The sequence below is a fragment of the Mesorhizobium sp. RCAM 05099 genome, from assembly GCF_059683685.1.
On record NZ_CM185035.1, the window covers coordinates 2,327,639 to 2,347,244 of the forward strand.

18 protein-coding genes are annotated in these 19,606 nt (G+C 60.7%); 10 read left to right on the forward strand and 8 right to left on the reverse strand.

Going from position 1 to position 19,606, the window contains the following annotated elements; genetic code table 11:
* Window positions 1–192 precede the first annotated feature (192 nt).
* Both traA and AC56QQ_RS11455 read left to right on the forward strand, forming a co-directional pair.
* A complete protein-coding gene (gene traA / locus AC56QQ_RS11450; RefSeq protein ID WP_497127151.1) occupies window positions 193–3,240 on the forward strand; it encodes a Ti-type conjugative transfer relaxase TraA in 3,048 nt (1,015 codons plus the stop codon).
* Between the two features lie 129 nt (window positions 3,241–3,369).
* The gene (locus tag AC56QQ_RS11455; RefSeq protein WP_497127154.1) at window positions 3,370–3,567 is read left to right on the forward strand and encodes a helix-turn-helix transcriptional regulator; all 198 of its coding nucleotides are present in this window, start codon (window positions 3,370–3,372) and stop codon (window positions 3,565–3,567) included.
* Between the two features lie 76 nt (window positions 3,568–3,643).
* Here the strand turns inward: AC56QQ_RS11455 and AC56QQ_RS11460 are convergent, their stop codons facing one another.
* Window positions 3,644–3,859, reverse strand: coding sequence for a helix-turn-helix domain-containing protein (locus AC56QQ_RS11460; RefSeq protein ID WP_497128947.1), 216 nt, complete (start codon window positions 3,857–3,859; stop codon window positions 3,644–3,646).
* A 162-nt stretch (window positions 3,860–4,021) separates the two neighbouring features.
* On the opposite strand from AC56QQ_RS11460, the gene AC56QQ_RS11465 reads away from it, so the two are divergent.
* Entirely contained in the window at window positions 4,022–4,627 is a 606-nt protein-coding gene (locus tag AC56QQ_RS11465; RefSeq protein WP_497127157.1) for a hypothetical protein, read from the forward strand.
* Window positions 4,628–4,678: 51 nt separating this feature from the next.
* Here AC56QQ_RS11465 and AC56QQ_RS11470 read toward each other — a convergent pair whose 3' ends face one another.
* From AC56QQ_RS11470 to AC56QQ_RS11495, 6 genes are all read right to left on the reverse strand, one after another.
* The gene (locus AC56QQ_RS11470) at window positions 4,679–5,476 is read right to left on the reverse strand and encodes a DUF6339 family protein (RefSeq protein ID WP_129468919.1); all 798 of its coding nucleotides are present in this window, start codon (window positions 5,474–5,476) and stop codon (window positions 4,679–4,681) included.
* On the reverse strand, window positions 5,473–6,381 hold the full coding sequence (locus AC56QQ_RS11475) for a hypothetical protein (protein ID WP_497127161.1): 909 nt from the start codon (window positions 6,379–6,381) through the stop codon (window positions 5,473–5,475). Before AC56QQ_RS11475 ends, AC56QQ_RS11470 begins: the two co-directional genes overlap by 4 nt.
* Window positions 6,378–8,201: a hypothetical protein gene (locus AC56QQ_RS11480; RefSeq protein ID WP_497127164.1), complete on the reverse strand. Its 1,824-nt coding sequence runs from the start codon at window positions 8,199–8,201 to the stop codon at window positions 6,378–6,380. Before AC56QQ_RS11480 ends, AC56QQ_RS11475 begins: the two co-directional genes overlap by 4 nt.
* Window positions 8,198–9,178, reverse strand: coding sequence for a PD-(D/E)XK motif protein (locus tag AC56QQ_RS11485; RefSeq protein ID WP_497127167.1), 981 nt, complete (start codon window positions 9,176–9,178; stop codon window positions 8,198–8,200). Before AC56QQ_RS11485 ends, AC56QQ_RS11480 begins: the two co-directional genes overlap by 4 nt.
* A 22-nt stretch (window positions 9,179–9,200) precedes the next feature.
* Entirely contained in the window at window positions 9,201–11,636 is a 2,436-nt protein-coding gene (locus AC56QQ_RS11490) for a Z1 domain-containing protein (protein ID WP_497127171.1), read from the reverse strand.
* 354 nt (window positions 11,637–11,990) lie between these two features.
* Window positions 11,991–13,595 carry a DNA cytosine methyltransferase gene (locus AC56QQ_RS11495; protein WP_497127173.1) on the reverse strand — a complete coding sequence of 535 codons (1,605 nt, stop codon included), beginning with the start codon at window positions 13,593–13,595 and terminating at the stop codon, window positions 11,991–11,993.
* A 115-nt stretch (window positions 13,596–13,710) separates the two neighbouring features.
* On the opposite strand from AC56QQ_RS11495, the gene AC56QQ_RS11500 reads away from it, so the two are divergent.
* The 3 genes from AC56QQ_RS11500 (at window position 13,711) to AC56QQ_RS11510 (ending at window position 15,823) form a co-directional block, all read left to right on the forward strand.
* Window positions 13,711–14,142 (forward strand): very short patch repair endonuclease, encoded by a 432-nt coding sequence (locus AC56QQ_RS11500; protein WP_497128950.1) that lies wholly within the window; start codon window positions 13,711–13,713, stop codon window positions 14,140–14,142.
* A gap of 147 nt (window positions 14,143–14,289) precedes the next feature.
* A complete protein-coding gene (locus AC56QQ_RS11505) occupies window positions 14,290–14,946 on the forward strand; it encodes a type IV toxin-antitoxin system AbiEi family antitoxin domain-containing protein (RefSeq protein ID WP_497127176.1) in 657 nt (218 codons plus the stop codon).
* Entirely contained in the window at window positions 14,939–15,823 is an 885-nt protein-coding gene (locus AC56QQ_RS11510) for a nucleotidyl transferase AbiEii/AbiGii toxin family protein (protein WP_497127179.1), read from the forward strand. The genes AC56QQ_RS11505 and AC56QQ_RS11510 overlap by 8 nt, the downstream gene beginning before the upstream one ends.
* A gap of 227 nt (window positions 15,824–16,050) precedes the next feature.
* Here the strand turns inward: AC56QQ_RS11510 and AC56QQ_RS11515 are convergent, their stop codons facing one another.
* Complete coding sequence (locus AC56QQ_RS11515) at window positions 16,051–16,278, reverse strand: hypothetical protein (protein WP_497129284.1); 228 nt, start codon at window positions 16,276–16,278, stop codon at window positions 16,051–16,053.
* Between AC56QQ_RS11515 and AC56QQ_RS11520 the strand changes: the two genes are divergently transcribed.
* From AC56QQ_RS11520 to AC56QQ_RS11535, 4 genes are all read left to right on the forward strand, one after another.
* A complete protein-coding gene (locus AC56QQ_RS11520; protein WP_497128953.1) occupies window positions 16,224–17,144 on the forward strand; it encodes a 3'-5' exonuclease in 921 nt (306 codons plus the stop codon). The two genes, AC56QQ_RS11515 and AC56QQ_RS11520, sit on opposite strands and share 55 nt — an antisense overlap.
* Before the next feature lie 132 nt (window positions 17,145–17,276).
* A complete protein-coding gene (locus AC56QQ_RS11525; RefSeq protein ID WP_497127182.1) occupies window positions 17,277–18,146 on the forward strand; it encodes an HWE histidine kinase domain-containing protein in 870 nt (289 codons plus the stop codon).
* A 174-nt stretch (window positions 18,147–18,320) separates the two neighbouring features.
* A complete protein-coding gene (locus AC56QQ_RS11530; RefSeq protein ID WP_497100975.1) occupies window positions 18,321–18,686 on the forward strand; it encodes a response regulator in 366 nt (121 codons plus the stop codon).
* Window positions 18,687–19,099: 413 nt separating this feature from the next.
* Window positions 19,100–19,294 carry a hypothetical protein gene (locus tag AC56QQ_RS11535; protein ID WP_497100974.1) on the forward strand — a complete coding sequence of 65 codons (195 nt, stop codon included), beginning with the start codon at window positions 19,100–19,102 and terminating at the stop codon, window positions 19,292–19,294.
* Window positions 19,295–19,606: the final 312 nt, after the last annotated feature.

Here is a 19,606-nt window from a genome sequence, read left to right on the forward strand (position 1 = left end):
ATTAGCCCATGTTTGCGCATGGCTGTCTCCATCGATTGTCGATGTGGCGATGATAGGCGAGAGCTTGCCGGAAGGCTTCAGGGTTGCCGAGACAGCCCGGGACGGGCTGGTCCATCCCGAGATTTTTTCGAGGGAGGGCGCGCTTATACGTCGTGCCGACGTGCGTTTTGACGTGCAAATGATCTGGTCGCGATGGCGATCTATCATCTTCACGTCAAGGTCATTGGCCGCAAGGCTGGGAGCAGTGCTGTGGCGTCTGCTGCCTACCGCTCGGCTTCGCGGCTGCGCGACGAGCGGATCGAACGCAGCCACGACTTCTCCGCCAAGCGCGGTGTCGTCCATTCCGAAGTGATGTTGCCAGAGGATGCGCCGGAGGCCTGGCGCGACCGCGAGAGGCTGTGGAACGATGTCGAGGCGTTCGAGGCGCGCAAGGATGCGCAGCTTGCCCGCGAGGTCGAGTTTGCGCTGCCGCGTGAGCTCAGCCAGGCGCAAGGCATCGAACTGGCGCGCGACTTCGTTCAGTCGGAGTTTGTCGATCGCGGCATGGTCGCCGACCTCAATGTGCATTGGGACAGGGCAGAGGATGGCAGTCCCAAGCCGCATGCCCATGTCATGCTGACCATGCGGTCGGTGGACCAGAATGGCTTTGGTGCCAAGGTTCGAGATTGGAATGCTACCCAGCTGGTCGAGCGCTGGCGCGAGCGGTGGGCGGAACTTGCCAATGAACGCCTGGCCGAACTCGACATAGACGCGCGCATCGATCATCGCAGTCTGGAAGCGCAGGGCATTGCCTTGGAGCCGCAAACGCAGATCGGTGCACCGGCGCAACGCATCGAGGGCAGTGGCCTTGCTGCTGGCGACATTGAAGCAGATCGCGCCGAACTGCATCGCGAGATCGCGCGCGGCAATGGTGCTCGCATCATTGCCGATCCATCCGTGGCGCTGGACGCCATCACCCATCAGCAATCGACCTTCACCCGAAAGGACATCGCGAAGTTTGCGCATCGGCACAGCGATGGAGTGCAGCAGTTCAACAAGGTGGTGGCAGCCATCAGCAACGCACCTGATCTGGTCGAACTCGGCAAGGACCGGCGCGGCGAAGACCGCTTCACCACCCGGCAGATGATCGAGACCGAACAGCGCCTGCATCGCGCTGCGGAGCGTATCGATTTGGACGAGCGCCACGCGGTGAGTAACGCACAGCGTGAGACAGCGCTGGCGCGGGCTGCGCAACGCGGGCTTATCCTTTCGGGCGAGCAGTCCGATGCGCTTGCGCACATCACCGATGGTCGCGGTCTTGGTGTCGTTGTCGGTTTTGCCGGAACGGGCAAGAGCGCCATGCTGGGCGTTGCGCGCCAGGCATGGGCAGCGGCGGGCTACGAGGTTCGAGGCGCCGCGCTCTCGGGCATTGCCGCCGAGAATCTGGAGGGCGGATCCGGCATCTCGTCACGCACCATCGCCAGCATGGAGCATAGCTGGGGACAGGGCAGGGATCTGCTCACCACGCGCGATGTCCTGGTGATCGATGAGGCCGGCATGGTCGGCACGCGTCAGTTGGAGCGCGTGCTCTCCCATGCCGCGGACGTTGGCGCAAAAGTCGTCCTGGTCGGCGATCCGCAGCAGTTGCAGGCGATCGAAGCCGGCGCTGCATTCCGCTCCATTCACGAGCGTCATGGCGGCGCCGAAATCGGCCAGGTGCGCCGGCAGCGCCAGGACTGGCAGCGCGATGCCACGCGCGATCTGGCAAGCGGCAGGATAGGTGCTGCGATCAGCGCCTACGACGCGCAAGGCATGGTGCATCAGGCTGCAACGCGCGACGAAGCGCGAAGTGAACTCGTCGAGCGGTGGGATCGCGACAGGCAGGCGCATCCAGAGGCAAGCCGGATCATTCTCACCCACACAAACGACGAGGTGCGTGCGCTAAACCAGGCAGCGCGCGAACGCATGCGCGCTGCCGGCGATCTCGGCGACGAGGTTCAGGTGAATGTGGAGCGAGGTGCAAGGGCCTTCGCCGGCGGCGACCGGATCATGTTCCTGCGCAACGAGCACGGGCTTGGCGTCAAGAACGGCACGCTGGGCATCGTGAAGGAGCTCAGCACACAGAGCATGACCGTACGCACCGATGACGACAGGTCAGTGCGGTTCGACCTGAAAGACTACGCGCACATAGACCACGGTTATGCCGCGACCATTCACAAGGCGCAGGGCATGACTGTCGACCGGACCCATGTGCTCGCCACGCCGGGCATGGATGCACATGGCAGCTATGTCGCCCTGTCGCGGCATCGAGACAGCATGGACCTGCATTATGGCGGCGACGACTTCACGACCCGCGAACGCCTCGTCCGCACCCTGTCACGCGACCGCGCCAAGGACATGGCGTTGGATTACGAGCAGATCGACCCGGCGCAGAGCTACGCCGAGCGGCGCGGTATCACGTTCCGCGAGCGCGTCGTCGAGATCGTGCGCCGGATCGTTCCGGAGAAGCTGCGCGACAGGATCGGCGGACTGCTGGACGGGTTGCGCTCGCCCGTAGACGGCGAACCCATGCTGGAAGGTGGGCGAAGACCGGAAAGGGAAGATGTTGGGGTGCGGATCGGAGATCCAGGTCCTACGCCCGGCAGAGAAAATGTCGCCACTGGAGTGCCGCGCGACACGACTATGCCGGTGGACGCGGAAGCGGCGTTGCGCAGCGCACGCACGAAAGCGCTTGTGCGTCACGCGCGCGCGCTCGACGCGATCCTCAGCACTGGAAACGCGGATGGCCAGGGCAGTCTCGAGCAGATGCAAGAACTGAAGGATGCCCGTAGCGCTTTCGAGAAGGTACGGCCACATGGCTGGCGCGATGCCGAAGCGGCCTATGTGAAAAATCCCGAACTTGTCCGCGAGGCGGGAGCCGGCCGCGTCAGCCGTATCGTGCTTGCTCTCCAGCTTGAAACGGAAATCCGCACTGGGATGGACCTCGATCCCGGCCGCCGCGCCGACCGGTTCGTGGAACGCTGGCAAAAGCTCGACCGTACGGGACGGGAGCAATATCAGGCTGGCGACATGTCCGGCTACAAGTCAATGCGTTCGGCCATGTCCGACATGGCCAAGAGCCTTGAACGCGACCCTCAACTTGAATCCCTGCTTGCGAATCATAAGAAGGCGCTCGGCATTCAGATCGAATCCGGCCGGCGCCTGGGTGTGGAACTCGCATTCAATCACGGCATTGGCAGCGGCCGGGGCATAGGAATCTAAACATCCGATTTGCCGCCGTTCCCACACCCCAGATCGATGAGATGACTAATCTTATTGCGCGCGAGCCTTGGGAGTGTCCTGTCTGGTTCCACCAGGTGCCAAATGCTCTCAGCGAAAGATAAGGCGGCCATGCCTGAACCAGATCGTATCATACGCCTCAAGACCGTCCTTGCCCGGACCGGCCTGTCCCGCTCAACCATCTATCGCAAGATCGCCGAAGGCACGTTCCCGGCCCAGATCAAGATCAGTGTCAACGGGGCGGGCTGGCGGGAATCCGATGTCAATCGATGGGTCGGCGATCCAGTTGCATGGCGAACAGGGCGTTAGCTCTGATTGCGAGACAAACGAACACCAGGGCCGCCGCCGTTATCTGGGATGGACGGTATTCCCGCTGCTTCGTCGGTCAGGGTCGCCGCAATCTGACGCCCGGATGATTGCCGTTAGTGAATTCCACACCCTCTGCCTCAAGAACGGCACGGATTTTGTCCTGGGTTTCAGCAGACACTGAAGCGACGCGCTCACTGTCGCTCTCACAGCGTTTGACAGTAGGAATAGAGACGCCTGCCCGCTTGGCAAGCTCCGACTGTGATAGGCTGATCAAAGCTCGGGCCGCCCGCATTTGTGCTGCTGTCACCAATTTTTCTTGATCCCTTTAGATCATTGCGCTATGGTCCAAAGGTATCAGTGGATACCCTTGGCGTGTTGTCGGGGGTGCGGCTAGACGCAGTGTTGACGCACCGTGCCTAGCCTGACCACGCCAAAGCTGTCTGGAGCTCGGATCATGGCTGATTCCGACAATACCACGACTTTGCCTTTCGTCATCGACAGGCAAGGCGATAAGCCGAACGGTCCCGAAGGGCAAGCTATAGACCCGGCTTTAGGCCTCTGGAGCGACTGGCAACAAGCTCGATATGCCTCATTGCTATTGTGTCGGGTGCAGCAACGTTTGGAGGCGCGAATGATGGCCAATACCGGAATTCCGGTATTGACCTCGGGCAAATCCTTGTCTCGGCGGATGGCGGTGGCCGCGCCGGAGGGGAGCGCCGAATATGCGGTGGCTCGCGAGGCAGAGGTGTTTGCCATGACCGAGGCACTCAAATTTCAGGATGCTATCCCGAGCGTTGCAGCTCTGTCGCTCGCAGGGATCATCGCAAAGCTGGAGATGATTATTGGCGCCGACCGGGACATCGGCGATCCGACGGATTTCCCATGGCCGCACATTGCGTCCGTATTGCGCGACCTGAAGGCACTTGCGGGCGATCTGCCAGCCTACCGACCGGGCCGCACCATCACCCGTGCTGACGTGGCGCGACATTGGAACGAAGCCATCAAGCTCGTGACAGTGCTTTCGTATGAGGAATCCCAGCGGAATGCGCCTGTTTTGTGAACTTCGCGTAGCCGCAGTATGCGCGGGCCGGCCCTCACAAGGATGAGCTGGTCAGGTCCGACCGAGCAGGCGGCCTACCCAACCGGGCTTGGCAGGCGCTGGCGGTGTACTGTCTCCGGTGAAGAAGGAATCCATGACGGTCCCCAGTTCGGAATCCTCAATCTCCGAGAGGACCTGGATCTGGTTCCTCAGTCTCAGCCGGATGATAGCTTCCCGCGTCACATCTTCCATAGCCGGACGGCCGAGCCGAACTGTCGCCCTGACCCAGGCCTCGGCGAACCCGCGCGCAAGCCGCGCGTCACTTCCGACGGATGGCCGTTCGGTGATCTGGACAAGAGCATCTTCCGTGAGCTCTGCCAGCAGCTCCCAGCGGCGGCCGGTCCGAGGGCCTCTGTCGAGTATTCGCCCTCTCATCCACAGTCTCTGGAATGCATTGCGGATGCCCCCCTGAAATCGCTCGGCCGGCCTTCCGGCGAATCGCCATGCCACAAGGTCAGGCAGAACTACCGTCGCGAGGAACGCCCACACGTCATCCCGCAGTGCTTCTCCGCTTTCAAACTCAGGCACCTGTGCAAGGTGGATGGATGCAAGTTCGTCGAACCGAGCTCGCTCGATGGCGCTGCCTCGGTCCGGAAATCCGCAGGCATGCCCGATCTCGAGCAGAGCCGATCGGAGTGTCCGGAGAAACTCGTCGGGCACCGGGCTTCCACCGCTCGCAGCATAAGTTGCCTCGACAGGAAAATGGGCAGAATCCAGCCCAGCATCGACGGTCACCATGAGACCCGCTGTAGACGAAAGGCACGCGTCGACTGCGATGCGGTCGAGTCTCGGCAGTAGTGCCACGCTCATGCGCGAGTCTCCTCCGTCGCGACGTCCGCAGCGGCGAGAACCGCTGCGTGGAACGAGGATGGTCTTAGATCGAGCATGCTCCGAATCGTCTGGATGTCCTGGCCGGGAAAGGCCAGCCGGATCCAGAACTCGACTCTACCTGCTATAGAGTTGGAGTCGCTCTCTGCGACCGCTTGCTCGAAATCGGACTGTCGCAGCGATGTCGCGATGATCTGCGTCATGACATCGGCAAGCACCACCTGGAGGGTGGCGCGATCGCCGGCGAGAAGGCGCTCGGTGAAGTCGGGGCGATCGCTGTTGAGGAAAAGTCGAACAGCTCCGCCGAAGTCCCGGTGGAGGTTGCCCGGAGGCCAGTGCAGGTACCATGGCGCATAGGCTTCCGGCCTTCCGGCGAAGCGGCGGGAGAAACTCAGTGATTCCATCGGGAATCTGGGCTCCTCGCCCTCGAGACGCAGATCGATCCGGTCAGACCAGAGCTTCGATGCGGGTCGCGACGGAGACAGCGTGTGGGCGCCTGAACCGGGGTGGCCGAGGAGGATCATTGTCTCGGCAAGAAGGCGCTGGGAAAGGCTGTGTCCTGCCACTCGCTCCTCGAGAAGAATTTCTCCAGCGCGAATTTCGCGACGCGTCGCTGTAACGATCGTTCGGGGCATGTTGCCCGCACCCGTGCCGACGCGCATCAACAGCACCAAGGCGAGCTGCGCGATGTCGATCCGCAGCTGTGAAGCGGCGATATCAAGATCGACAGCAATCCGGCGCCTGAGGGTCACGTCCCGTCCGCTGTCCCAGTCTGCAATCCAGGGATCTTCTATGACGACTTCACGATCGTTCTCGACAAGTACCCATGGGCCGGCATGTACGGCGTCGGTCCCTAGCGTCAGGAATGGAAAGGCGATACGGCTCATGCGTCGGCTGCCGCGGACAGTCGCGCGCCGAGGGTCACGGCGCAATCAGACGGCATCGCGACAGCCACCTCGAACCTGCCGACTCGATCACCGATCTCGATCCGTGTCCCGCTGCCGAGCGATTCTCCGAAGTCATCGCGAGCGTCGAGCACATGAGGTTTGATGGTCGACGGCGCTTCGGCTGCGGTGCCGCCGTCCATCACAAGTGCAGGTTCAAGAAGCAGCGAATTTGCCGCGCCGTCGCCCCTCACGACCATTTCGAAAACGGCGACAGGCCCGTCCCGGCCTTCCTCCAGTCTCAGGAACAAGGGCCGAGAGACGCTGGTGCCACCACGGGTTACACCGCCACCGCCGCCCCCGGGAGCTCGAGGACCTGCACCTTCGCCTTCACCCTCGAGTACCCGTCCAAACAGGCCGGCGACCGTCGCAAGCGACGGTCCAGTATCGCCGCCGATCGGCGCCGCCGCCGGCGGATTTGCATATTCTGCCGCGGCAACCTTGATGCGGCGGACGGCGATCCGCACGATACTGCGCGCCTCCTTGTCGGCGAGCGCCTCGAACTGCCAATCATCGTGGGCGGGCGGCTCTGCTTCTGCGAAGGCAGCCTCGACGATCTGCTCATCTGAAGCGATAAAGACACCAGCCCACTCGAAGCGATCGTCGGGAAGCTGCACACCTTCGTAGTAGCGAACCACCAGTTCCACGGGCCGCATCACTGCGATCGCGGCGGATCGCTCCGGGAACAGGCTACCCTCACGACCTGCTGGCGAGATGCGATCTGCCCGGAGGCCTCGAACCATGCTCAAGCGACCAAGCATCCTGTTCGGTCGAAAGGAGCGGATCTCCTCGCCGCTCGCCGGATCGGTCCGCAAGGCCTTCATTGCTCGTGCATATAGATCCAGCGGAGGAAAGTCCTCAGGCCGCGGCAGTGGATATTCCGTGTCCTCGATGAAGATGCGAAAATGCATCTTCCGGGTCTCGGGCGTGTCCTCGATGAGCCGGGGCCAGAAGAACCAGAGCAGTGCCTCCTGAACGAGGCTCATCGCGTGCTCACCATCGGCGCCGACAAACGCGGGATCAAGAATCATGATCGAGGTGCCTGATCGGGTAGCGTCGCGAGCAGGAAAGCCGATCGCGTCGGCAAGGTCCGCAGCCTCCCGGCCTTCGATCGGGTCGACGTACTCCTCGCCGTCGGCGGGAACACCCCACCAGTGCCTCCCGGTGAACCTTCGTCGCACTCCGTGCGGGTCGTCCGCGTCGAATGCTGATCCAAGCTGGGCAGCGATGAGGCGGCGGACGGGATCGCCTGCAAAGGAGGTCTGACTGTCGATCACGATCGCCGAACAGCGGCTCGCCAGATAGAGAGAGGTCTTGCCATAGCCGTATGTGCCGCCGCCGTGCACGGTGTTGCGGCGTGAACCCACGTTCCTCAGGAAATCGACAAAGTCAGTTGGCTCGTCATCAGACGCCAGGTCAGCTCTGGTCGGTCCGGCGAGACCGGCTGTGCCGAAGTCACAGATCTCGAGCACGCGCAGGCTTTCGGAATGCAGGAAATCGTCGAGGCTGCCCGCCGCTTTGCCGTCGAGCGGGCGCTGGCTCAGGATGTCGAAACGCAGAATCGCGGCCTGTTCCGGATCAAGCGTACGCAACCGAAAATGGACCTCGGCTCCGCCGTCGGACAGGGCGGCATCGCAACTGTTCTGCACGGCCTCCCTCACCACCGTCTGGACAAGATCGATCGAGGGCGCACCGAGCAGCTTCAGATAGCCGTCGGCGGCCAGGTTGCCGGAAGCCGAGTAGGCCTCGGAGTGCAGCGTCAAGGGTGGTCGAGGCATGCGATCATCTCGGTGACATGAGCGTCGGCACGAACCGCAGCCAGACAACTGGACTCGGCCGCGACAAGGTCGATTGAGTACGAAAGGCTGGTAACCCCCGTGGGCAGGGCCCCGGTCGCGAAGCTCGCGGGGATGATCCTGGGGAAGTCGTCGCCGACAACATAGTGGTGCTCGCCCTCAAGACGAAAGTTCGCCCTGTTCCACACCGGAGTGTTCGGGTCATCGCAGCCGACCGCCGCAAGGAGAGTCCGGACCTCAAGAGAGTCCGACGCCATGGACATGGCTTCTGCGGCCAGCGTCGATACGGAAAGGTCGCCGCCCGTCGACTGCTCGAGCTGATATAGAGCGAGATGCAGCACACCTCCCGTTGGAGCGAGCAGCTGATCGATCGCTGAAATCTGGACCGAAAGTCCCGTCACCCTCGCGGAGGACTTGACCTCGAGTGCGAGTCTGCCAGCCCGAAAATCATGACGTTCCATCATGGGGCCGCGCCAGAGCTGCCAGGCGCGCGCATCAAGCCGAAGCATCCGTCGGAGCATCAGGAGCTCGCCGACGAGACCTCTCACTTCCTGGATTGTTACTCCGGAAGTCGGATCGGCGAGCAGCAATCTGAAGTCGTCGAGCGTCGACGCGCAGGCGTCGACTGGAGACAAGCCGGCCCTGATACGGTTCATCATCTCCGCGCTGACATCCGCAAAGACCCCGTCCAGACCGGCTGCCAGGCAGACAATGTCAAGATAGCGTACCGAGACACCATTCAGAGAGTAAGTCGCGATGCCGATCCCAAGCGACGGACTGCTCGGGACCTGCGCGATCCGTTCGCTGTGTCTTATCGGGAGGAGCACGCGCAGCTCGCCCGCATTGCCCAGCGCAAGACGAACGCTTCCGAATCCGGTCTCGATTCCCGTATCCACGCTGGGAATCCCGAGCTCGCTCGAAGCGTGACCTCCACGGCGCAGCATGGACCACTCTTCGAGCGACGGCTCAGTGGACACGGCCGGCCTCGAGCTGTTCTGCGATCTCGTCTTCGATATCTTCGAGATCGTCGGCCGATGGTGGTTCCAGTCTCACGCTGTAATATCCCCCTGACCCGTCTGCCGACCCGGGGAAGACAATCCCGAAGCCGACCAGATCCCCGACGGCTTCAAGGGCAACGCGCTGGCCCGACGGCCTTCTCGGCGTCGAGTTCCTGTCGATCGGATAGAGCAGCAGGAGCGGCACGTTGCCGACGACGCCCGCGCGCACCGCCTTCAGCCTGGTCCAATCTGTCTCTGCCGCGGCCTCTCCGCCGTCGGCACAGTCGAAGAGCACGTCTCTTCGCGACATCAGCGCCTTGATGTCGGCGAAATCATCCGGCCGCTCCAGTCGCGTTCTTGTCGAAAGCCGTACAGGGCCAAGTTCGCCCATCGGTGTTGCCGACGGCTCCCCGCTCCTCGGTTCGACGACTCCGACGTTCCATGTTCGCGCGCTGTCGCCAGATGCCTCGATGTATCCCAGCAGGAACTCGGCAGAGAGCTCCCTGTGGGACGCCTGCACCGAGTATGCCCTGAGAAACTGCACTATCAGGCGCCCGGGCACACCGCGAAACAGGATGCGCGTCGATTCCCGGTCGCGCAATCCGAGGTCGGTGGCCTGTGTCATCAGATGGGCGGCGGCGGTCCAGTTTCCCCGGACGATCTCTGGCCTGCGATGATCGAAGCGGATTGTCTGCACGTGCTTGCCGGCATAGCTCACGTCAGTGAGGATCGCCGCTCTCATCTTGCTTGCGGCAGTGATCGCCATCCCCGGGATCGACCTCACCCTTACCGCGAATTCCATCGGAGTCGTCTTGCGGACCGCATACTCCGCCACATCCCCCCTGATCTCGGCCTCGATGAGGGCGAGCGAACGGAACGCCGTGCTGAGCGAATCGGTCATCCAGATGCGCGGCATGTCCTCGTATCCGGGCCGATAGCCGAACCACCGCCCCATCTGCAGCAGCGTATCGTACTGACTTGACGTGCGCAGAAAATAGCTCACGCACAGGCCCTCGATCGTCAGGCCGCGAGCGAGGATGGAGCCACCGATCACGATGTATGTCCGCGGAGAACCGTCATAGTTGATCCGATCGTCGCTGGTGCCGTTCTCGACAGGAACTTCCAGCGCCTCGAGGACCGCCGCCATGAATGGCATCAGCTGATGTCCGGTGACGTAGGGCAGGGCGCAGAGGTCGTCAGGCACGCGCTGCTGCTCGGCCTCCCAGAGGCCAAGCATCCTTGTCCCAAGAGCAGATCCGGGGTCCGTGATCTGGTCGGCGATAACCTCGAGCCATGCCTTCACCAGAGTGGCCAGCCGCTCATGCATGATCACATACGCTGATGTGTGGATCAGCATCGACATGTGGCTGTCCGCATCGCCCCGGAACCGTCGCGCTGCGCAAGACGCCAGGAAATACAGGACCGCATCTTCGAGCGATTCCGTCATGCGTGGCTGAAAATGATCCTTTTCCGCCCGGCTCGGAGGCTGAAGGAACGCCGTATCGCCCTCCGGGATCTCTCGGATCATGTCGAGCCCCTCTTCTTCCGGCTGCGGGGAATCCGCGTCGACGGGCGGGCGGCCGAACAGACGCTCGGTCCCGAAATAGCCTTCCGGCGTCGGCAACGCGGTTATGAAGTCCTTCGGATAGAGGTCGTCGAGTTCCTTTCCCCCGGCGGGAAAGGGATTGATGAGCACGTTCGCGAACGGCGTGGCGGTATATCCTACGTAGGAATTTGCCGGGATCTTCTTGAGGATGAGGCGGATCCTCTCGTTTATGCGCGTCATGTCGTACTCGCCCGAGGCCGTGTTCACACTCGCCTGGTCGCACTCATCATCGATGACAAGGACCTTGAGACGGCGCAGAATCGCGGGCAGGGTACGCTCGAGTGTGAGAAGCAGCTGTCCGAGCGGCGCAACATTCTTCTTCACGACTGCGAGCTGTGCTGCCCCTGCCACAGGCATAGGAAAGCCGCCATTGGGCGGCATCCTGAAATCGCCCTGCTCGTCTTCTCGGGTCTGGAGCTGCCACTGGTCTCTCAGCCGATCGACCAGATCCTTCTGCATGCGCCCCTGCGTCTGCTTGCGAAGCTTGTTCGTGAGACCAGCCAGAATGATCACCAGATTGTAACCGGCGTCGACCGCCTTTGCGATCACGGCGGTCATGTTGGCGGTCTTGCCGGACTGCACGTGTCCAACGACCAGACCACGACATGCAAAGCTCTCCTTCGAGGGATTCTCAAGCAGCGAGACGATCTCGTTCGAGGCCTTGCCGATGCGGTCATCCACGGTGTCTGCAGACCAGCCCTTGGAATCGACGAGATACGCGCGCAACGCGGGCCAGTGACGATCAGTTTCCGCCGGTCCGTGATACCAGTCCTGGCGGATTCGGAAGATCGAATTCACCCTGAGAATTTCGACGGGTCGAATGGATCCGCGAACCTGTTCGATGGCGGCGGCGAAATCCTGCTCGGTCTCGTTCGAGAAGCGGCCAAGGAACGGTTCGAGGTCCTGCCGGACGAGGCGAGCCGCATCATCCAGGCCGTCAGCCGACGACAGGCGCGCGCGCAGCTGCCTGACAAACGCATCCATTTGTGTCGCTGATACGGACATCGCCCCCCGCCATGAATAGACTCATCACCCCGAATGGACTTTGTACGCTGCAGGCCATCGGCTGCAAGCTGAAATGAAAAAATCGCGAACGACTTCGCCACTAGAACCGTACGCGAATATCAGCGTGAATCTTTCCAACCGGCCTGGTCAGGCAACTTGCGACAGCTTCATTTCGTTTTCTGTTGCATCGCTTCTCTCGGCAGTCAGAATCATGAAAAGAGCTTCACCGATCCAGCGGGCGAGGAGAGGCGGCACCGCATTGCCAACCTGGGTATATTGCTGGGTACGATTGCCCTGGAAGAGATAGTTGTCGGGGAAGGTCTGAAGACGCGCTGCCTCGCGTACCGAAAGGCTGCGACATTGCATTGGGTCAGGATGAATAAAGTAGTGTCCATCCTTGGAGATATGACTCGTGACGGTCGTTGAGGGAGCCTTGGAGAGTTGCACCCTGAAGCGATCGGCAAACTTGCCCGAGTTCCAGTTCTCATGCTCCGGTGCCAGCTCCTCCGGAAAATCCGACGCCTTCGGCGAGCGGCCGACGACTTCGGCGAAGACCGCTGCAAAGAAGTAACGGGCAAGATCGCTCGCCATATGGCTACGAGTCGCATGATTTGGCAGTGTCTCCAGCCTGGGATCGATCAGCCAGTCACGAAGGTCGGCTGGACAGGCTGGCGAGATGCCGACGCCCCGCGCCTCACGGCCAGGTATGTCGTTCAGATTCTCGAAGGTCGCATGATACCGTTGAGCCGTCTGCGCAAATGCTGCTTGCAGATCATCCGCCAGACCGGTGTCCACGTCGGCGACAAAGGCCATGGCGATGCTGACCATCTGTTTCCACTCCTCCCGGCTGTCGACTCCACGGCTGAGACCGCTGCGCAGCTTCGGCATCCCATCCAGTACGTTGCCGACGGTTGCAGTCAGGCTATGGCGGACCATCAGGTCGGCGAGGGCGGAATCAGGCAAGTCTGCAGCCAGGTCGGACCTGAGGCCGACGACGATCACTCGATGGCGTGCCTGAGGAATTCCGAAATCCTCGGCACGAACTATGAAATCAGTGGCGCGTGGTTCAAACCTGCCAAAGCCGAGTTGTCCTCGGCTGCGCGGATCCAGTGCAATCAGCCGGTATGGCTCTCCATGCGGCCGGTCTCCACGCAGGTCACGAAGTACCTGATCGAAAATCCGATTCTCGCCATCGACCGACGAAGACAGCATGCCCTTGACGTTTTCCATGACAAAGGCCGCGGGCCGGAGTCGATCGAGGATGCGGATGTATTCCCTGTACAGGAAGTGCTTTTCATCCTCGCTGGCCACATACCCTTCCTTGCCCTGGTTGCGGGCACGGCCAACAAGCGAATATGCTTGGCAGGGCGGGCCGCCTATGAGGATGACATTGCCGTCGCTTTCGGCCCGGATGGCGTCGAGTCGAGCGTTCAGTCGCTCCTCGGGATCCTCCTTGCCAAGCTCGAGTTGCCAAGCCTCCTCTTCCGCCGCGGCCCATTCCTTTGGGTGCTTTTTGGACCAGTCGGGTACTTCGCCCCCCTCATTGATCAGATTGTAGTAACTTTCAGGAAGGGAATTGCCAAACTGGCGCAGGAAGCTTCGCAGCTGCAGGGTCGAGTGCGCCGCCTTGTCCTTCTCGATCGACAGAGCGATCTTGAACGCGCATTTCCCATCGGCGCCGGAAACGCTCGAAAATCCCTCGGCCAGTCCTCCAGGACCTGCAAATATGTCAACAACTGCATATGTTGGCAAGAATCACGCTCTTTCGACCCCGGGAGCAAAGGTCTGATTAATATCAGCTCTGCAGAGAAATGACAGGCTTGGATCGATGGCAGATGTAGTTGATCAGGCGACCCGTTCTCGGATGATGTCCGGCATTCGAGGGAAGAACACGAGGCCGGAAATGGCATTGCGAAAGGCGCTGCATCGGTCTGGCCTGCGATATCGATTGCACGGGGCACATTTGCCTGGCCGACCGGATATGGTTCTGTCTTCGCGACGGGCGGTAATCCTCGTTCACGGATGCTTCTGGCATCGTCACGCGGGTTGTCACTGGTGCAGCACACCAGCGTCCAGGCCGGAATTCTGGGCTGCGAAGTTCGATAGAAACATGACCCGAGACTGCGAGGTGGTTGATGCCTTGCATGCGGAAGGCTGGCGCGTCGCTATCGTCTGGGAATGTGGGCTTCGGGCAGCGTATCTCAATGAGACGGTAGAACGCGTGCTGAGCTGGGTATGGTCGGAAAGCGGTGATTTCGAAAGCGATCTTGTCCGCCCACGTGTCGGTTCTCAAGTTTGAATCCGCTGACCAGGAGAGCGTCGTGTTACTCGAGTTTTGAAATGAGAAATCCAGGGGATCACACGCCTCGGAATGTGACATATCCTGGGTATGATTTGAACCAGACCCAGGATATGTCACGCAGCGACAATGTGACAAATCCTGGGTATGATCGAAACGAGACCCAGGATATGTCACGCCATGGAACGGACTCAAACAACCCAACGCCAACAACTGGCTGCCCTCCTGGACACCCAGCCAATCATGCGCGCATATGAACTCCGCAAGGCCGGGATTGCGCCTGAGACGATCTCGCGCGCTGTCCAAAATGGCCAACTTATCCGAATCTCGCGCGGCCTCTATCAACGAGCCGATAGCGAAGTTGAGACCGAGCAGGCACTCGCTGAAGCTGCAAAGAGGGTTCCCAAAGGCGTCATTGCAATGGTTTCGGCGCTCGCCTTTCACGGGCTGACCGACCAGATGCCTCGCAAGATCTGGGTTGCTATCAGTGCCAAGGACTGGGGGGCACCGGCGCCATCATACCCGCCGATCCGCATCGTCGAACTTCGTGACAAGTACATGCAGCACGGAATAGAGCATCACCGGATATCGGGAGTCGACGTTCCCATCTTTTCGGTGCCGAAGACGCTCGCCGATATCTTCCGCAACCGCAAGCTGGTCGATCGCTCGGTTGCAGTCGAGGGGCTGCGAGCTGCGCTCGACCAGCGCAAGGCAACACCTGGCGCCATCGCGGAAGCGGCAATTGCAGGCGACTCCTGGAGGATCATGCGCCCTTATCTCGAGGCCCTGACCTCGAATGGCTAAAGGCACTACAAATCAGGCTGCCTCGATCAAGCAGCGGTTACTGAACCTCGCGCGCAAGGAGGGCCGGATCTATGAGATCGTGCTGGTGCGCTACGCGCTCGAACGGCTTCTCTATCGCCTGTCGGTCTCGGATCAGCGAGATCGTTTCATCCTGAAGGGTGGCATGCTCGTCACCTTATGGATTGACGGCGGCAATCGCGAGACGCGAGACGCTGACTTCCTCGGGTACGGCGACGCCAACCCGGAAAAGCTCAAAGCTGCATTTGCCGATGTCATGGCAATCGGTGCAGACGATGGACTTGTGTTTGACACCAAAGGCCTAACCGCAACGGCGATCCGCGAAGAAATGGAGTATGGCGGGGTGCGCCTGCGGACAACGGCCTTCCTGGAGCGATCTCGAATCCCGGTTACCATCGACATAGCATTCGGCGACGCCCTCGACGCGGCGGCGCAACCGCTTGCCTATCCATCGTTACTTGGCATGGAGACGCCGCAAATACGGACCTATCCGCCGGCAGCGGTTATCGCTGAGAAATTCCAGGCCATGGTCGCCCTGGGCATCGCCAATGGTCGCATGAAGGATTATTTCGACTTGTGGGCTATTCCCAAGACAATCCCTATCGCTGATGTTGATCTGGATGCTGCCATCCGGGCGACTTTCGAGCGACGGCAAACCGACATTCCTGCCGAGCGACCGCCTGGCCTTTCCGAAACCTTCTTGAAGGATGAGACCAAGCGACGACAGTGGCGGGCCTATGCACAATCGATCGACCACGATGGTCTGTCGCTGGAGGAGGTCGTTGACACTGTCTGGGCGCTGGTTGGTCCATCGTGCGTACGCATCAATTCGTACGTCGGTAGACAATCTGCTTCATGATTTTGGATCTGGCATGGCGCACACCAGCGACTTGTTGGGCATTCGATCAGCGCGGACAGCAGTGTTCACAACGGCCTGCTGCCTCGCAGTGCTCTTCATCCGGCGGTACAGACGGAAGGCTACGAAACAGCCTTAAGGGATAGCGTTGCTCATGAATGGAACCGGCGGGCTGGGAAGCAATGCTCTTCGCAAGAGCTGGGCGTCTTTCCTATCGCAGCCTGAAGAAATCAGCGGATGCTGAATGCACGATTTGCTACATCACCTGCGCGAATGTCGGATGGGAAGAGCTTCTTGCCATTCGACCAGCCGACGAAGCTCTCTTCTCGACCGATGGTTGCTACTGCAGAGCTATTCATGAAGGTAGAACGAGTTGGAAAATAATGGCCCAAACCTTGAAGCCATGGCGAAAGCCCTCGATGCAAGTGGCCAGTATCGTGTTCTTCGTAGGCTACCATCAAGGTTGGTCATCGAGCAGCCCGATGGTTCGGAAATGCGCCAAGGTCTGTTCCTGGATGTGGAAACGACTGGTCTTGATCCGGTGAACGACGAGATCATCGAGCTTGCCATGGTGCCGTTCACCTATGGCCTCGACGGTCGAATTTTTCAGATACGGGAGGCTTTTCAAAAATTCCGACAACCCTCGACACCCATCCCGCCAGCGATCACCGCCCTCACGGGCATCACAGATGAGATGGTGGCGGGGCAGGTGATTGATCCTGTGGAGGTCGGAGCGTTCGCCAGCGATGCGGCCTTGGTGATCGCACACAACGCTGCATTTGACAGGCGCTTCGCTGAGCGTCTGAGCGATGTATTCGCAAATAAGCCGTGGGCTTGCTCTATGACCCAGATCGATTGGGGCAATGAAGGTTATGAAGGAACCAAACTAGTTTACCTGGCCATGGGAGCCGGGTTTTTCTACGACCGTCATCGAGCCGCAAATGACTGCACGGCAGCGATCGAACTTCTAGCGTCGCGGTTGCCCAAATCTGGTGTGCCGGCCATGCGGCACCTCTTGGAGAGAGCAAACGCGGTTGTAGACCCGCTTCAAAAGGATGAGGTCGCTCCGATGAGTGATTCCAAATTTGGACGTTTTGGGGTTAGCCATGGCTCACGCCCGCCCGCATGCTGCGGACCGGGCGGGACAGGCGCTTTTGCCATTCGTGGTCAGGACATGAAACCGGGAAAACCATCCTGTTCACCGTACCGCCACGCCCGGTTGACGCGATCCGCAGCAGTCAGGGAACGCAGGCCCCAAACAATCGTTCCGGCGAGGATTAGCGTATCGGCGGCAATTCCGTGGGCGCGTGGAATGACTCGCTAACCGAGTGTCGCAAGCGTACAAATCAGGAGTTGCCTGTGAGTTGGCGCCGGCGAATTAAGTCGATCACATTTTTCTCCAAGGGAGAAGCGCGATGGCTGTCACCGGCATAACGAACGCCGACCGGTTAACGACATGTCCAGTGTAGTCGCCAAATCCGAAGAGCAGAAGGGCGCCGAAGCCGAAGTCGAGGGCTTTCATGACGACCTCGGACCGTTCGTGGTTGCCGCCGAGACAACGCGAATGGCGATGGTTTTCACCGATGCCAAGGAACCCGGCCATCCCATCATATTTGCCAATGACGCGTTCCTCGCCCTGACCGGATACGCCAGGGAAGAGGTGCTGGGCCAGCCCTTCAATTTCCTGATGGCGGATGGCGCCGACGCGCGAGTCCTGAAACGCATCAAGCTTGAGTTCGACGCCAATGTCGAGCCGGGTCCGGAGATCCTTTACAGACGCAAGGATGGACGCGAATTCTGGGCAGCCCTGTTTGTCAGCCCTGTCCGGGACGAGGGCGGCGCCATCGTCCAGTATTTTGCCTCCTTCGTCGACCTGACCAAACACAAGGAGGAGCAGGCACAATCCAAAATGCTCATCGACGAGCTGAACCATCGTGTGAAGAACACACTGGCAACGGTGCAATCGATCGTCTGGCAGGCATCGCGAGCCAATTCCGATCCACGGGCGATCCGCGAAGCCGTCGAGTCCCGGCTGTTTGCGCTCTCCCGGTCGCACAATTTGCTGACCCGCGAAAACTGGCACAGTGCCGGGCTTCTCGATGTGCTCCGCGATGCCCTGGAACCGTTCGACGTCACCGACGGGCGGGCGAAGCGACTGGTGATTGCCGGCGAGAACATCCGCCTTTCGACAAAGGCTGCCCTGGCCCTTGGCATCGCGTTCAACGAACTCGCCACCAACGCGGTGAAGTACGGTGCGTTTTCCAACGACATGGCTCGATCCGGATCGACTGGACGATCGAGCCGACGTCGGAAGGCCGCAGGTTGATCCTGTCCTGGCGCGAGAAGGACGGGCCGCCAGTTACGCCACCGCTGCGAAAGGGGTTCGGGTCGCGCGTGATCGAGCGCGGCCTGACCCACGAACTCGAAGGCACTGTGCAGCTCGACTATCGCCCGGACGGGTTGATCTGCACGATGAATATTCCGGTACCGGGACCTCGCGATGGATAAACTGCTTTCTGGCCGGCGCGTGCTCGTTGTCGAGGACGAAATTCTGGTCCTGATGATGATCGAGGACATGTTGGGCGACCTTGGGTGCCAGTCAGTGACCTCAGCCGCCACGATCGAAAAGGCGATCGCGCTGATCGAAGCACAGACGTTCGATGCCGTCATGCTGGACATGAATCTTGATGGCGACGACAGCAATACCGTGGCCGATGCGCTTGCCGAGCGGGGTGTTCCCTTCATCTATTCGACCGGCAACAGCGGCGGTGACATGCGGGAAGGCTTCAGCGATCGTGCGGTTCTTCGCAAGCCGTTCAGCTTTGATGACCTGACCAGCAAACTCGAAGCGCTTCTTTCTCCCTGACCGAGGAAAGCAAACTCGTGGATAGGCGGGGTCGATATCGGCCATCGCTTCTGGCTGGTCGACATAGCATGAAGCCGTTCTATATCATCGCGGATCGACCATGGAACCACGGTGGGAATTGGGGCAAACCACCACATGGCTTTCGACGAGAAGCGCGCAACACGGCGTGGCATGTGTACGAGCATGACCATGCGCAAGCAGGACCGGTGGTCCTGAACCGCCCGGCCTGACCCGAAACGTCGCCTCGGGCAGGTGGACTGTCTCAAGTCAAAAACCTTCGAACATCAAGGTGCTAACCCTTGGCTGTGGCCGGAGGTTCACATCTGGTCGGAACCATCGCCTGTCGTCGAAGGTTGATGTACCCGGAGCGCAAGAGGCCGTAACCGAGCCATTATCCGTCATGCGAGGCACCAATGGCCTATACGATCGGGGGCATCCCCCAAGACGAGCCTTATGGAGCAATCCACTTTGCAGAAAAGCACGATCTCACGCTGAGAGACGCCAAGTTCATCATCGCCGCGAATGGACCATCGCGAAAGGCGTGCGATGCGGCAGCCGCCGCATTCGTGCGGAACAAAGCCGCGAGGTTCAAGAAGTGGCTTCGCTGATTGCGCCAAGGCGATGCATCGGCATTGGCCGCCCGGGTCCAGAAATCAGCTATCGCTTTGGTATCGAAAACACAGATGCCGGCCGGCGCTCATGCAGCCGCGGTGAGCCTCTCAGGGCCAAGTTCAGATCTTGGGCGGCTGTGTCGCATCTGACACGTGAAGGGCCGAAGTCCTTGGTGATCCGTCGTGCCTGGGCCTGTGTGATCCCATGCTTCCTGGCGAAATACGCCGTTTCGTAGGGTTTTCGCACAGCCGGTTAGCGCCATCTTTTCTTGTTGTCGATCGGCAAAGGACGAACAGGGCCGGCCGAAA